The sequence below is a fragment of the Amycolatopsis sp. NPDC051061 genome (assembly GCF_040682935.1).
Classification (GTDB): domain Bacteria; phylum Actinomycetota; class Actinomycetes; order Mycobacteriales; family Pseudonocardiaceae; genus Amycolatopsis.
This window is the reverse complement of the sequence record NZ_JBFBBZ010000030.1, coordinates 114,605-126,912: the sequence shown is the minus strand read 5'-3', so window position 1 is coordinate 126,912 and position 12,308 is coordinate 114,605. Positions and strand designations below refer to the sequence as shown.

General features: G+C 72.3%; 11 protein-coding genes and 1 rRNA gene. 11 read left to right on the top strand and 1 reads right to left on the bottom strand.

Going from position 1 to position 12,308, the window contains the following annotated elements; all coding sequences use genetic code 11:
- The 7 genes from rrf to recN all read left to right on the top strand — a co-directional run.
- A 5S ribosomal RNA gene (gene rrf, locus AB0N03_RS34070) occupies window positions 1–92 on the top strand; the annotation flags it as partial.
- Between the two features lie 97 nt (window positions 93–189).
- Entirely contained in the window at window positions 190–2,412 is a 2,223-nt protein-coding gene (locus AB0N03_RS34065) for a hypothetical protein (RefSeq protein ID WP_364380407.1), read from the top strand.
- Complete coding sequence (locus AB0N03_RS34060) at window positions 2,405–3,370, top strand: HAD-IIA family hydrolase (protein ID WP_364380404.1); 966 nt, start codon at window positions 2,405–2,407, stop codon at window positions 3,368–3,370. The genes AB0N03_RS34065 and AB0N03_RS34060 overlap by 8 nt, the downstream gene beginning before the upstream one ends.
- Before the next feature lie 17 nt (window positions 3,371–3,387).
- Window positions 3,388–3,585 carry a hypothetical protein gene (locus tag AB0N03_RS34055; RefSeq protein WP_155546226.1) on the top strand — a complete coding sequence of 66 codons (198 nt, stop codon included), beginning with the start codon at window positions 3,388–3,390 and terminating at the stop codon, window positions 3,583–3,585.
- A 5-nt stretch (window positions 3,586–3,590) separates the two neighbouring features.
- Window positions 3,591–4,418, top strand: a complete 828-nt coding sequence (locus AB0N03_RS34050; protein ID WP_364380400.1) for a TlyA family RNA methyltransferase — start codon at window positions 3,591–3,593, stop codon at window positions 4,416–4,418.
- Window positions 4,415–5,341, top strand: coding sequence for an NAD kinase (locus AB0N03_RS34045; protein WP_364380397.1), 927 nt, complete (start codon window positions 4,415–4,417; stop codon window positions 5,339–5,341). Before AB0N03_RS34050 ends, AB0N03_RS34045 begins: the two co-directional genes overlap by 4 nt.
- Before the next feature lie 88 nt (window positions 5,342–5,429).
- Window positions 5,430–7,211 carry a DNA repair protein RecN gene (recN, locus tag AB0N03_RS34040; protein ID WP_364380394.1) on the top strand — a complete coding sequence of 594 codons (1,782 nt, stop codon included), beginning with the start codon at window positions 5,430–5,432 and terminating at the stop codon, window positions 7,209–7,211.
- Window positions 7,212–7,307: 96 nt separating this feature from the next.
- Here the strand turns inward: recN and AB0N03_RS34035 are convergent, their stop codons facing one another.
- Window positions 7,308–7,754, bottom strand: a complete 447-nt coding sequence (locus tag AB0N03_RS34035) for a MarR family transcriptional regulator (RefSeq protein ID WP_364380391.1) — start codon at window positions 7,752–7,754, stop codon at window positions 7,308–7,310.
- A 66-nt stretch (window positions 7,755–7,820) separates the two neighbouring features.
- Between AB0N03_RS34035 and AB0N03_RS34030 the strand changes: the two genes are divergently transcribed.
- From AB0N03_RS34030 to AB0N03_RS34015, 4 genes are all read left to right on the top strand, one after another.
- Window positions 7,821–8,810 (top strand): zinc-binding alcohol dehydrogenase family protein, encoded by a 990-nt coding sequence (locus tag AB0N03_RS34030; RefSeq protein WP_364380389.1) that lies wholly within the window; start codon window positions 7,821–7,823, stop codon window positions 8,808–8,810.
- Window positions 8,807–9,982: a DUF1266 domain-containing protein gene (locus AB0N03_RS34025; protein WP_364380386.1), complete on the top strand. Its 1,176-nt coding sequence runs from the start codon at window positions 8,807–8,809 to the stop codon at window positions 9,980–9,982. The genes AB0N03_RS34030 and AB0N03_RS34025 overlap by 4 nt, the downstream gene beginning before the upstream one ends.
- Before the next feature lie 99 nt (window positions 9,983–10,081).
- On the top strand, window positions 10,082–11,266 hold the full coding sequence (gene steA, locus AB0N03_RS34020) for a putative cytokinetic ring protein SteA (protein ID WP_364380422.1): 1,185 nt from the start codon (window positions 10,082–10,084) through the stop codon (window positions 11,264–11,266).
- The gene (locus AB0N03_RS34015) at window positions 11,263–12,213 is read left to right on the top strand and encodes a copper transporter (protein WP_364380384.1); all 951 of its coding nucleotides are present in this window, start codon (window positions 11,263–11,265) and stop codon (window positions 12,211–12,213) included. Before steA ends, AB0N03_RS34015 begins: the two co-directional genes overlap by 4 nt.
- Window positions 12,214–12,308 lie beyond the last annotated feature (95 nt).

The following is a 12,308-nucleotide window of genomic DNA, read 5'->3' as shown; positions in this document are numbered from 1 at the left end:
CGCCCGGTCCCATTCCGAACCCGGAAGCTAAGCCTGATAGCGCCGATGGTACTGCAACCGAAGGGTTGTGGGAGAGTAGGACACCGCCGAACTTACCTTCCGTACGGCCCGTTAGGATAGCCAGTTGGCTGCCCTAGCGGGCCGTACGCGTATGTCCAGAACAAGATTTTTTCCACGGCAGGAGGCCAGGTGTCCGAGTTCGGTCGACGAGACTCAAGCGATGATGGGTCCGGCCGGTCGGCACGCCGGGACGAAGGCTCCCGGAGCCGGTCGGACGCACCCGGGGGAGATCGGCGCGGTGCGCGGCAGGACCGCGGCGGCCGCGACAACACGCACCAAGGCCGGCCGCGCCGGGACGACCACGGAGTCCGTGGCGGCGGCAAGCCCTTCCGCGGCGGCGACGGTCCCCGTGACCGCGACCAGCGCGGAGGATACGCAGGTCAGAGCCGTGACAGCGGTCGCACCGGCGACCGTGACGACCGCCGCGGTGGCTACCGCGGCTCCGACGACCGGGCCGGCCGGCCCGGCGGCGGCAGCAAGTTCTCCGGCGGCCCGGCCCGTTCGGGCGGCGACCGCTCGGGTGGACGGTACGAGGACCGGGGTGGCGACCGGAACGAGCGTTCGGGCCGCGGCTCCGACGACCGGGGCAGCCGTCCCCAGAGCAAGGCGTCGTACGGCGACCGCAAGCCCCGCTGGGAAGACCGCAGCGGTTCGCCCCGCCGCGACGACGACCGCGGCGCCCGTTCGGGTGGTTTCCGCTCGGACGACCGCGGCCGCAAGGACGACTCCCGCGGCAGCTACCAGCGCCGCGACGACGACCGTGGCAGCCGCACCGGCGGCTTCCGGTCCGACGACCGTGGTGGCAAGTCGGGCGGCTTCCGCTCGGACGACCGCAACCGCGGTGGCAGCGACGACCGCCGTTCGGGTGGCTTCCGCTCGGACGACCGTGGTGGCAAGACCGGCGGCTTCCGGTCCGACGACCGCAGCCGCGGCGGCAGCGACCGCGGTGGCGACTCGCGTGGGTACCAGCGCCGCGACGACGACCGTGGCAGCCGGACCGGCGGACACGGCTCGAGTGACCGCGGAAGCAGCGGCCGCACCGGTGGTTTCCACTCCGACGACCGCCGGGACGATTCCCGCGGCGGCAGCGGCGGTTACCAGCGTCGTGACAACGACCGGGGTAACGACCGGAACGACTCCCGCGGCGGTAGCGGCAGCTATCAGCGTCGTGACAGCGCTGGAGGCGGCGATTCCCGCGGCGGTAGCGGCAGCTATCAGCGTCGCGACAGCGCCGGGAGCAGCGACTCCCGCGGTGGCAGCGGCAGCTATCAGCGTCGTGACAGCGCCGGGAGCGGCGATTCCCGCGGTGGCAGCGGCGGTTATCAGCGTCGCGACAGCGCCGGGAGCAGCGACTCCCGCGGTGGCAGCGGCGGTTACCAGCGTCGCGACAACGACCGTGGCAGCGACCGCCGGGACGACTCCCGCGGCAGCAGCGGCAGTGGCGGCAGCAGCGGCAGCGGCGGCTACCAGCGCCGGGACGGCGACCGCGGTTCCCGGACCGGCGGCGGCTTCCGGGGTGCGGACAAGCGCAGCTCGGACAAGCGTGGCAGCGACCGTCCCGCGGGCTACCGCGAACCGCGGCCCAAGGTGGGCTCCGCGCTCGGCGACGAGGCCCTCGCCAGGGAACTCCTCGAAGCGCCGGAGCTGCCCGAGGACATCGAGTTCTCCGACCTCGACGAGGAAGCCCGCCGCGAGCTGAGGACCCTGCCGAAGGGCCTCGCCGAGACCGTCGGGAAGCACCTCGTCGCCGCCGGGGGGCTCATCGACAGCGATCCCGAGGCCGCCCTCGAGCACGCCAAGTACGCCAAGGCCAAGGCTTCGCGCGTCCCGATCGTGCGGGAGGCGCTCGGCCTGGTCGCCTACCAAGTCGGCAACTGGTCGGAGGCCCTCTCCGAACTGCGGGCCGTCCGGCGGATGACCCGTACCGACGACCACATCGCCATCATCGCCGACGCCGAACGCGCGCTGGGCCGGCCCGAGCGCGCGCTCGACCTGGCCAAGGAGGCCGACAAGGCCACCTTGAGCAAGGCCGTCCAGGTCGAGCTCGCCATCGTCGCGGCCGGGGCCCGGCGGGACCTCGGGCAGCTCGACGCCGCCGTCGTCTCGCTGCAGGGCAACGACCTCAAGGCCGAGAAGCGCGATCCGTGGAGCGCGCGGCTCTTCTACGCCTACGCCGACAACCTTGCGGCCGCCGGCCGCAAGGAGGAGGCCGTCCGCTGGTTCCTCAACGCCGCCGACGCCGACGCGGAGGACGAGACCGACGCCTCCGAGCGCGCCGCGGACCTGGCCAACGAAAACAACGAGAACACCGAGAACACCGAGAAGAAGGACACCGAAGACCCGGATGAGTGACGCCCTGCTCGCGGCCTACGACGCGGTCCTGTTCGACCTCGACGGCACCGTCTACCACGGCGCCCGGGTGATCCCGGGCGCCCCGGAGACGGTCCGGGCCGCGCGTGAGCACGGCACGCCCGTCCGGTTCGTGACGAACAACGCGTCGAAGGCCCCGGGCGAGGTCGTCGACCACCTCACCGGCCTCGGCATGCCCGCCGACGTCGGTGAGGTGCACACGAGCGCCCAAGCCGGCGTGCAGCTGCTCAAAGAGCGGCTCGACGCCGGCGCCGAGGTCCTCGTCGTCGGCACGGAGTCCCTGGCCGCCGAGGTCGCCGGGGCCGGGCTGAAGCCGGTGCGGGAGAACGGCGATGACGTCCGGGCGGTCGTCCAGGGCCACTCGCCCGACAACACGTGGGCCGCGCTGGCCGAAGCCTGCCTGGCCATCCGCGCGGGTGCGCTCTGGGTGGCCTGCAACGTCGACGCCACCCTGCCCAGCGAGCGCGGGCTGCTGCCCGGCAACGGTTCGATGGTGGCCGCGCTGCGCACCGCCACCGACGTCGAGCCGCTCGTCGCCGGGAAGCCGCAGCCGCTGCTGTTCGAGACCGCGGCGAAGTCCGCCGGTGCGGAGCATCCACTCGTCGTCGGCGACCGGCTGGACACCGACATCGCCGGCGCGGTCGCCGCGGGCATCGACTCGCTCGTCGTGCTGTCGGGTGTCGCGACGCCGAAACAGCTGATCGAGGCCATCCCGGCCGAGCGCGCCACCTACCTCGCCAAGGACCTCACGGCCCTCGAAGACAAAGCCGAGGACCTGAAGATCGGGCCGCGCCCGGGGTGGTCCGTCACCGCGGAGAACGGCGTTCTCGAAGCAGCGGGCGACGGCGACGACCTGGACCTGCTCCGCGCGCTCTGCCACACGGCCTGGGAGACCGGCGTCACCGAACCCGGCGAGCGCGCCAAGGCCGTGCTCGCCTGACTGATACCGTTTGTGACGTGCAGGATCACCCGTACCCCGTCCCGGGCCCGCCGCCCGGAACGTTCTCGCAGCAAACCGACCCGCGGGCCGGCATCGATGAAGCCGTCGCCGGCTTGGACGACCTCGACGCGTTGCCGCTCGCGGAGCACGTCGAGCGCTTCGACGCCGTGCACACCGAGCTGACGGTCGCCCTCTCCAGCATCGACAAGGTCTGACCACGGTGCCCAAGCGGGCGCGCCTCGACGCGGAACTGGTTCGGCGCGGCCTCGCCCGGTCGCGCGAGCAGGCTTCGGCCCTGATCCTCGGCGGCAAGGTCACCGTGCGCGGCATGGTGGCCGGCAAGCCCGCCACCGGCGTGGAGTCCGACGCGCCGATCGTCGTGCGCGACGAGGACGACCCCGGCTGGGCCTCCCGCGGCGCGCACAAGCTGCTCGGTGCCCTGAAGGCGTTCGACGGCCTGACTGTCGAAGGCAAGCGCTGCCTCGACGCCGGCGCGTCCACCGGCGGCTTCACCGACGTCCTCCTGCGCCAAGGCGCCGCGACCGTGATCGCCGCCGATGTCGGTCGTGGCCTGCTCGACTGGCGGATCCGCACCGACGAACGTGTAGTGGTCATGGACCGCACCAACGTTCGCAACCTCACCCCCGAGGATCTCGGCGGCCAGGTCGACCTCGTCGTCGGGGACCTCTCGTTCATCTCGCTCAAGCTCGTCCTGCCCGCGCTCGCCGCCTGCGCGCACGACGGCGCCGACCTGGTGCCGATGGTGAAACCGCAGTTCGAAGTGGGCAAGGACCGGCTCGGCAGCGGCGGGGTCGTCCGCGACCCGGAACTGCGCGCCGAGTCGGTGCTCGCCGTCATCGACGAGGCCGCGAAACTGGGGCTCGCGCTGCGCGGCGTCACCGCGAGCCCGCTGCCGGGGCCGTCCGGGAACGTCGAGTACTTCGTGTGGCTGGGCAAAGAACACGTGGCCGGGTCCACTGTGGACGCGGTAGACAGGTCTGAGGCGGAGCGGCTCGTCCGAACCGCCGTCGAGGAAGGGCCCGCATGACCACCGAACGTGAAGTTCTCCTCATGGTGCACCCCGATCGCGAAGCGACGGGCGAGGCCGCGCGCGAGGTCTCGGCGCGCTTCGCCAAGGCCGGCATCCGGATCCGGGTGATCGAGGAAGACGTCTGCGCGCTCATCAACCCGGACGAGCACGGCGTCGGGTCGACCTGCACCGTCGTCGACCCGGACGACAACCCCGCCGACGGCGTCGAATTGGTGTTCGTCCTCGGTGGCGACGGCACGCTGCTGCGCGCGGCCGAGCTGGCCCGCCCGGCCGGGGTGCCGGTGCTCGGCGTGAACCTCGGGCGCGTCGGCTTCCTCGCCGAAGCCGACTCGGACGCGCTGGCCGACACCGTGCAGCGCGTCGTCGACGGCGACTACCAGGTCGAAGAGCGGATGACCATCGACGTCACGGTCACCGACGGCGGCACCGAGCTCGCCCGCACCTGGGCGCTCAACGAGGCCAGTGTCGAGAAGAGCACCCGCGAGCGGGTCCTGGACGCGCTCATCGAGGTTGACGGCCGGCCGGTGTCCGCCTTCGGCTGCGACGGTGTGCTGTGCGCCACTCCGACCGGTTCGACGGCGTACGCGTTCTCGGCGGGCGGCCCGATCATCTGGCCCGACGTCCAGGCCCTGCTGGTGGTGCCGAGCAACGCGCACGCGATGTTCGCGCGGCCGCTGGTCGTTTCGCGGAACTCGGTGATCACCGTCGGGATCGACCCCGACGGCTCGTCCGCCGTTCTGACCTGCGACGGCGGCCGGCTCATCGAACTGCCGCCCGGGGCCCGCGTGCGGGTGACGTGCGGTACGACCCCCGTCCGGCTGGTCCGGCTGTGGGACGGCCCGTTCACCGATCGCCTGGTGCAGAAGTTCTCGCTGCCGGTGAAGAGCTGGCGGGAGCGGCACGCGCGCCCCTGCGAATGAACCGCTCGGCGATTCATTCGAACATATCGGCGACTCGCCGGGAGCCCGCGCGCGCAGAGTGTCGGTGGGGGCCGCTACCGTAGGCGGCGTGCTGGCCGAGATGCGCATCCAGGGCCTCGGAGTCATCGAGGACGCCCTGCTGGAACTGCACGCGGGCTTCACCGTCGTGACCGGTGAGACGGGTGCCGGGAAGACCATGGTCGTCACCGGCCTGCACCTGCTCTCCGGGGGCCGGGCCGAGGTGTCCAAGGTCCGGACGGGGATGCTCAAGGCGTTCGTGGAAGGACGGTTCACCTATGCCGGCGTCGAAGGCGCCGAACGGATCGTCACCGAGTCGGGTGCCGACGTCGACGAGGACGGCAGCGTCATCGCGCTGCGGGCCGTCGCGGTCGACGGGCGCTCGCGCGCGCACCTGGGCGGCCGGTCGGTGCCGGTCGGTGTGCTCGCGGAGCTGTCCGAGCAGCTGATCGCGGTGCACGGGCAGAACGACCAGCTGCGGCTGCTGCGCCCGAGCGAGCAGCGCGACGTGATCGACCGGTTCGCCGGCGATGCGGTGGGGAAGCCGCTGAGCGCGTACCGCGAGGTCCGGTCCGAGTGGCTGGCGGTGATCGCCGAGCTGACCGAGCGCTCGACCCGCTCGCGGGAGATGGCCCAGCAGGCCGACCTGCTCAAGCACGGCCTCACCGAGATCGACGCCGTCGCGCCGGAACCGGGCGAGGACGTCGACCTCACCGCGCAGATCAAGCGGCTCGCGGCGGCCGACGAGCTGCGCGCGGTCGCGACCGAGGCGCACGTCGCCGTGTCGGGTTCGCCGGACGGCGACCCGGACGTCCCGAGTGCGCTGGCGTTGGTGTCCGAAGCGTTGCGGCGGCTCTCGACGTCCGAAGACGACGTCTTGCGCGAGCTGGCGCCGCGGCTCGAGGAGGCGTCGGTGCTGCTGACCGACGTCGGGGCCGAACTCGGCAACTACGTCGAGACGCTCGACGCCGACCCGGCGCTGCTGGAGCAGGTGCTGGCCCGCCAGGGCGATCTCAAGCGGCTGACCCGCAAGTACGCGGCGGACGTCGACGGTGTGCTCGCCTGGGCCGACGACGCCCGGCGCCGCCTGGAGTCGATGGACACGTCCGAGGAGGCGCTCACCGAGCTGGCGCTGCGGCGCGACCAGCTCGCGGTGCAGCTGGCCGCGCACGCCGCCGAGGTGTCGGGCGCGCGGGAGAAGGCTGCGGCCGAGTTGGCGGCGGAGATCACGCGCGAGCTGTCGGGGCTGGCGATGGGCCAGGCCGCGATCGAGGTGACGGTCGAGCAGCGCCCCGCCGAGCACGGCGACACGCACGCGCTGACCCTCGACGGCCGCGCGGTGCACGCGGGCGCGGACGGCGTCGACGACGTCGAGCTGCTGCTGCGCGCGCACGACGGCGCGCCGCCGCTACCGGTGCACAAGGCCGCGTCGGGTGGTGAGCTGTCCCGGGTGATGCTGGCGATCGAGGTGGTCCTGGCGCACGCGGACACGGTGCAGACCCTGGTGTTCGACGAGGTCGACGCGGGCGTCGGCGGCCGCGCGGCGGTCGAGATCGGCCGCCGGCTGGCGAGGCTGGCGCGGACCCACCAGGTCCTGGTGGTGACGCACCTGCCGCAGGTCGCGGCGTTCGCGGATCAGCACCTGGTGGTGGACAAGGGCCACAGCGGCGGCGTGACGCGCAGCGGCGTGAAGAACCTGAAGCAGACCGAGCGGGTCAGCGAGCTGGCCCGGATGCTCGCCGGGATGGACAACGAGACCGGGCGCGCCCACGCGGAGGAACTGCTGGCGACGGCGGAGAAGGACAAGACCGAGTTCGAGCCGAAGCGGAAGCGGGCGGCGAAGAAGAAGTAGCGCCGCCGGGCGAAGGTGGCCGGTCGCCGAGGTCGCGAATGACTCATTCGCGGCGTCCGACGTCCCGAATGAGTCATTCGCGACACCACGGGTGGGTCAGTCGTCCTCGAGGTTCGTGGTGATGCTGCGGAAGACCTCCGCCAGCACCCGCGCCTGCTCGGCGCTCACTTGGTCCGCGAAGTGCCGCTGCACCCCGCGCACATGCGTCGGCCACGCCTTCTCCAGGGCGGCCAGCCCTTCCGGGGTCAGCACCACCAGCGTGGACCGGCGGTTCGCCGGGTCCGGCTCGCGCCGCGCGTAGCCCGACCGCTCCAGTCCGTCCACGATCCGCGTCAATCCGCTCGCGCTGTGGACCAGCGCCGCCGCCAGGTCCTTCATGTGCAGCCGGCGGCCGGGGGCCTCCGAGAGCTGGACCAGCGCGTCGTAGGTCCGGTGCGTCATGCCGTGCTCGGCTCGCAGCTCGGCGTCCAGCACCCTCAGCAGCAGCGCCGACGAGCGCAGGAAACCGCGCCACGCCGTGTCGTGGTCTCGGGACAGGCTCACGCCGGGAATAGTACTCGCGCGGACAGTTGTTGTGCGGACTGTTCGCATGCGAAGAAAGGACCTGCGATGCGCGCGGTGGTACTCCGAGAACCCGGTCCCGTCGAGAACCTCGAACTGAAGGACCTCCCCCTGCCCGAGCCGAAGCCGGGCTGGGTGCGGATCGCCGTGAAGGCGTTCGGCCTCAACCGGTCCGAGCTGCACACCCGCCTGGGCCTGGCCGAGGGCGTCACGTTCCCGCGCGTGCCCGGCATCGAAGCCGTCGGTGTGGTCGACCATGATCCCGACGGAGTACTGCCGCCGGGGCAACAGGTCGCCACGATGATGGGCGGGATGGGCCGCACGTTCGACGGCGGCTACGCCGAATTCACGGTGGTGCCGAGGGGACAGGTCATCCCGTTCCGCTCGGACCTGCCGTGGGAGGTGCTCGGCCAGGTCCCGGAGACGCTCCAGACCGCGTACGGCTCCCTCACCACCGGCCTGGACCTGCGTAAAGGGCAGACCCTGCTGATCCGCGGCGGCACGTCCGCCCTCGGGTTCGCCACCGCGAGCCTGGCGAAAGATCTCGGCGCCACGGTCTTCGCGACCACCCGGCAGCAGGACCGGCTCGAGATCCTGCGCGAACACGGCGTCGACTACCCGCTCCGAGACGACGGCGACATCGCGAAGGTCCGGGAGATCGCACCCGAAGGCGTCGACGCCGCCCTCGAACTCGTCGGGACGCCGACCCTCCCGGACACCCTGAAGGCCACCCGCGTGCACGGCACCGTGTGCTTCACGGGCATGTTGTCGAATCAGTGGATGATCTCGGATTTCTATCCGATCGGCTACCTTCCCGCCGGGGTGCGGTTGACCGCTTATGGTGGTGAGGCGGACGACCTGCCCGCCTCCGTCCTCCAGCGCCACCTCGATCGGATCGCCGCCGGCGAAGCGACTCTCGGTCCGGCGAAGGTGTACGCGATGACGGAGATCCGGCAGGCGCACGACGACTTGGAACACAACCGGACGGCGGGCAAGCTCGTCGTGCTGACCGGCCGAGCGGAGGGAGCCGCCCCGTGATCCTGCCGCCGCCCGCCGACGTCGAAGCGCAGCTGGCCGCCGCCCGCCGCGACGGCGACCTCGACCGCTACCTCGGCCTGCTGGCCGGGGAAGAGCTCTTCGTCCCGATCCGGCGAGTGGACGCCCACAGCATCCTCGAAGAGCGGGCGGAGACCTTCCCCAACGTCTACTTCGAGACGGGCGGCGACGAGTTCCTGCAGGTCTTCACGCGCGGGGCGCTGCCCGACCTCGGCCCGGACGTCGTCGCCATGGGCGGTGCCCTGGACTGGGCGGTCGACGGCGTCGGGCGGCACGAGCGGGTCGTGTTCAACCGCGGCACCCGCGGCGAGTGGCGGTTGCCGGGCGCGACCCTGCAGCCGTGGCTCGACGCGCACAAGGACGACGTCACCCCGCTGGAGGAGCAGGTCGAGCGGCTGATCACCGCGCCGTACGGCCACCTCGAGGGCCCGATCGCGCACGCGCTGGCCTGCGGCGCGCACCTGGCGGTGCTGAACGCGGCGCCGTGGAACGTCCTCGACGCGCGCCGCCACGACTACGTCGCCGAGGTGCGGGGCCTGCGGGACTGGTGGGGCGTGCCGGACCCGCCCGCCTGGCGCGCGACGATGGCCGACCTGATCGGCGACGGCTACGCGCTGACGCCCGGCAACCTCGTGCTCATGCTGCGCCTGCGGTTCGCCGCCGAGTACGGCCTGACGGGCGGCGAGTTCGACCCGCTGACCTGGGCGGAGCTGGTGGACCGGTGGTGCGCGGAGAACGACGCCGGGGACCAGGCCGACGAGCTGCGGGAGACCGTCCGCCGGGTCTCGCGCTGCGAACAGCGCCTGCGCGCCGACGGCCTGGTCGACGCGGACGGGTTCGTCACGACGGCGCTGTCGTGGGACGTCGGCCGCGCGGTCAACATCGCCCGGTGGGGTCTCGCGGCCGGCTATTGCGACGCGCTGACCGCGGAACTGATGGTGCTCGAAGCCGGCTCGCTCGCGCGCCGCTACCACCAGTCATGGGCCGACCTGTCGGCCGGGTACGTCATGGGCCGCGTGCTGCACGCCGAGGACGACGAGTTCGGTGAGTGGTACGCGGCGGCCGTGCGGGTCCACCACCAGCTCCTTCAGGACCCGGCGAGCCCCTGGGTGAACCTCGGTTTCGGGTCGCTTTCGGAGGAGTCGGAGGCCTGACCCGCACGGGGGATGCGCGACCCGGCTCACCACAACGAGTCACGCCTGCTACGGCGTGGCGTGCGTGGTCCCATGAGCAAATTTGTCACCATCGGCCACATGAAGCTCACCGGCTTGCTCACGCGGAACCAAGAACCCCTCCCGGGGATCACCGGGGTCGCCCGGGTCGACCGCCGCACCCGGGAGCTGCTGCGCCGGATCAGTCCGGGGGACATCGTCGTGCTCGACCAGCTGGACCTCGACCGCGCGACGGCCGACGCCCTGGTCGAGGCCGACGTCGCCGGGGTGGTCAACGCGTCGCCGTCGATCTCCGGCCGGTTCCCGAACATGGGCCCCGAAATCCTCGTCGCGGCCGGCGTCCCCCTGGTCGACTCGGTCGGCGGCGAGCTGCTGCGCACGATCAAGGACGGCACGAAGCTGCGGCTGCACGACGGCGTCGTCTACGTCGGCGAGCGCCAGGTCGCCTCCGGCATCGAGCAGAGCGCCGACAGCGTCGCGGATCAGATGATCGAGGCCAAGGCCGGGATGTCCACGCAGCTGGAGGCGTTCTCGGCGAACACCATCGAGTTCCTGCGCCGCGAGCGCACGCTGATCCTCGACGGCGTCGGCGTGCCGGAGCTGAAGGTGGTCGTCCGCGACCGGCACGTGCTGGTCGTCGCGGGCGGCAACGGGCACGCCGAGGACCTCAAGAAGCTCAAGAAGTACATCGGCGAGCACCGGCCGGTGCTGGTCGGTGTCGACGCGGGCGCGGACACCCTGCGCGTGCAGGGGTACCGGCCGGACGTCATCGTCGGCGACCCCACCGGCATCGGCACCGTCACCCTGCGGGGCGGCGCCGAGGTCGTCGTGCCCGCCGCGCCGGACGGCCACGCCCCCGGTGTCGAACGGATCCAGGACCTCGGCATCGGCGCGGTGACGTTTCCCGCGACGGGCAACGCCGAGGACCTCGCCCTGCTGCTGGCCGACGCGCACGGCGCGAGCCTGGTCGTCACGGTCGGCTTCCAGGCCACCCTGCGCGAGTTCCTCGACCACGGCCGGTCCGGCTCGAACCCGTCGACGTTCCTGACCCGGCTGAAGCTCGGCACGAAGCTCGTCGACGGGAAGGCGGTGGCGACGCTGCACCGCAGCCGGGTGTCGGTCGGCGCGGTCGTGCTGCTGGTGCTCGCCGCGGTCGTGGTCGTCGCCGCGGCCCTGCTGGTGTCCGACGTGGGCTCGGTCTACCTGGACTGGCTCCGGCACACCTGGAATTCGCTCGCTGCCTGGGTCAAGGGATTGTTCACGTGATTTCGCTGCGCTACCACGTCGTTTCCATCGCCGCCTGCTTCCTCGCGCTGGCCGTCGGCGTCGTGCTCGGCTCGACCGCCCTGAACGGCTCGCTGCTGTCCGGGCTGGCGGGGGAGAAGAAGGACCTCGGCAGCCAGGTTTCCGACCTCGAGGCGCAGCGCAACGCGCTCAACGCCCGGCTGGCCGACGCGGACGCGTTCGCCGGCTCGATGGGGCCGAAGGTCGTCGCCGGGGCGCTGGACAAGCGGTCGGTGGTGCTCGTGACGACCGAGGACGCGCGCCCGGCCGACCGGGACGCGCTGAAGCAGCTGATCGGCCAGTCCGGTGCTTCGGTGACCGGTGAGGTGCAGCTGACGTCCGCGTTCGCCGACCCGGAGAAGGCCGACCAGCTCCGCGACGTCGTCACGCGGCTGCAGCCCGCCGGTGCGAAGTTCCCGACCGCGGGCGACTCCGGCACGCTCGCCGGCGCGCTGCTCGGTTCGGTGCTGCTGCTGGACAAGACCACCGCGAAGCCGCAGTCCTCGGGCGAGGAGCTGGCGGCCGCGATCGGCGGGCTCACCGACGGCGGGTTCGTCAAGGCGGGCCAGGAGGTCAAGCCGGCGCAGCTGGCGATCGTGCTGACCGGCGTGCAGTCGACCGGCGACGGCGCGGGCGACCGCGCGGCGACGATCGCCCGGTTCGCCACGCAGCTCGACCGCTCCGGCGCGGGCACGGTCCTGGCCGGCGACGCCGGTTCCGCGGACGGGACGGGCGCGCTGGGCGTGGTCCGCGCGGACACGTCGGCGACGTCGATCCTGTCCACTGTGGACAACGTGGACTCGTCGGCCGGGCGGGTGAGCGCGGTGCTGGCGCTGAAGGAACAGCTCGACGGCGGCGCGGGCCGCTACGGCATCGCGGGCAACGCGACGGCTCCCGCCCCGGGTGTCGGCGCCCCCAACGGCAACTGAGGTCGGGAGTGTGGCAAAAAGTCTTACAAACACACGCACACAGTAAGATAGACCGCAACCAAACCCGGCACAGAGGACGCGACCAGCACACCCGA